Here is a 1,951-nt window from a genome sequence, read left to right on the forward strand (position 1 = left end):
CCGAGCTTTGGCACGCGGCGCGCATAATGCTTTGATTTCTCACGGTTATGTGCGCGCGAGCGAGTCAATTACTGGGTACAGGCGACGGGGCTGACGTTGAGCAGGCGGAAGGCCTTTTCTTGAACTGGGGTCGGCCGCGTGATCATGACGATCTTTGCTTGCGGGTTCAGGGGGGTGTGACAGACGTTGTACGCGAGCGTGGCCAGATCATCGAGCAACGTACGGAAGCTGTGCACCGGCAAGCCGTCCTCTCCAAGCCTGGTGGTGTCCTTGGCTTTCGCCTGGTCCGAGCGTCGTGCCTTGGCCACTGGCGAGGGCCGGGCCGTACGCGCGAGCTCGACGTATTCATCGTCGAACAGCATCGGCTTTAACTTTTCGCGCATGTGCCACTCGACGTAGTAGGCCAGCATGCACAGAAAGACGTGAGCACGCACGCGCGCGGCGTTCCAATGGAATACGGGGCGCACCTGCAGATCGACCGTCTTGAGCGAACGGAAGGCCCGCTCCACCACCGCCAGACCCTTGTAGGCCGTCACGGCCGCCTCAGCCGGCAAGTCCGTTGCCGGCAGGCTCGTACGCACCACGTACAGGCCATCGAGTGCGGCCTCCTGCTGAATTTGTTCGGTCTTGCGTTCCCACGTGAAGCTCGAATCGGTGATGTTCAACTCGAAGTGCTTGCCCATCCTGAAGTGATCGATGACGCGGCCTACGCGCAGGGCAATCTCCTCGGTGCCCTTGAGGCGGTTGCGGGCACGCGTGGTCGCGTCGGTGATCTTCATCAACTCGGCTTCGGTGGCCTGCAGCAGCGCTTCGCGTTTGCGGCTGCGCTCCTCGGCCAGTAGCGGATTGCGACAGACGATGAGCCGCTCGCCGGGGAACGCCTCGCTGGTCACCTCCAGCAGGTTGCGCTCATCGAATAGCGAGGGCTGGAAGGGGCCCTTCTCCCGGGCAAGTGCGGCCATCTGTGGCGCGCGCAGGCTGCTCACCCAGTCCAGGCCCGCCGGGCGCAAGACCGTGTCGATGCGCGCCTGCGTGAGCATGCCCCGGTCGCCCACCCACGCGAGCTTCTCGATGCCATAGCGGTTCTTGAGCTTGTCCACCTGTGAGGCCACGGTAGCCGGATCGGCGGTGTTGCCGGCGAAGACTTCGACCGCCACCGGACAGCCCTCAGGCGTGCAAACCAGACCGAACACGATCTGCGGGTCGTCGCGCTTGCCATCGCGGCTGTAGCCGTGGGCGGCAAGCTCGCAGCAGCGTCCCGTCACCCACGTGGAAGTGAGGTCATAGAGCACCAGCGTACTGCCGCTCAGATGCTGCCTGGCAAGGCGCTTCTCGATGCCTTCCTGAGCTTCTCCCAGCCAGTCGAGCGCGGCATAGACCTGCTCGAGTTCGAGGTCGCCCAACTTCAGCAGCCGCGACACCGAGTGGGTCGCGGTCTCGTCGCGCAACATGCGATGCGTGGCGAGCTTGGAAGCGGGTGACACCACCCGCGCCACCAGCAGTGCCATCACCACCGAGCGCAGCGCGGCCGGTGCCGAGGCAAACCACTGCTCGGCGCCGCAGGCGCGCGCCGCGCCAAGCACGGCGGCCACGTGTCCGTGTGGCAGGCTGCGCTCGATCACGAAGGCCTCGTCGGCGGACGACACCGCGACGCCACCGCGTAGCAGCACCTTCAAGCCTTCGATGACCTCGGCGGGCAGCGACGAGAGATTGGCGAGGGTGCGCTTCTTGACCGTGTTGCCATCGCGATAGGACTCGCGCAGCAGGACGGCGGGGGGCGAGTTGCGGTTGGGGACGTGTTCGATATACATGAACACTTATTCAAGCACAACTCTGCTGAAACGCAATAGATAAACACTAATTTACATGGCTACATAATAGTCACAAAAAATGGCCGAAACCCAGCGCCGACGCGGGTTCCGGCCATTCGAGAAGCCAAAGCTCGGACTAA

At 63.7% G+C, this 1,951-nt stretch carries 1 protein-coding gene; it reads right to left on the reverse strand.

All coding sequences use genetic code 11. From position 1 onward, the window contains the following. Nucleotides 1-68: 68 nt before the first annotated feature. Nucleotides 69-1,811 (reverse strand): IS1634 family transposase, encoded by a 1,743-nt coding sequence (locus E1J61_RS35580; RefSeq protein WP_133098482.1) that lies wholly within the window; start codon nucleotides 1,809-1,811, stop codon nucleotides 69-71. Between the last annotated feature and the right edge of the window lie 140 nt (nucleotides 1,812-1,951).

The sequence above is a fragment of the Cupriavidus sp. L7L genome, assembly GCF_004353535.1.
GTDB classification, from domain to species: Bacteria; Pseudomonadota; Gammaproteobacteria; order Burkholderiales; family Burkholderiaceae; genus Cupriavidus; species Cupriavidus oxalaticus_A.

What these genes read in the sequence shown, in the direction of transcription:
- E1J61_RS35580 (WP_133098482.1), bottom strand. Translation starts at nt 1,811, where the DNA reads ATGTATATCGAACACGTCCCCAACCGCAACTCGCCCCCCGCCGTCCTG.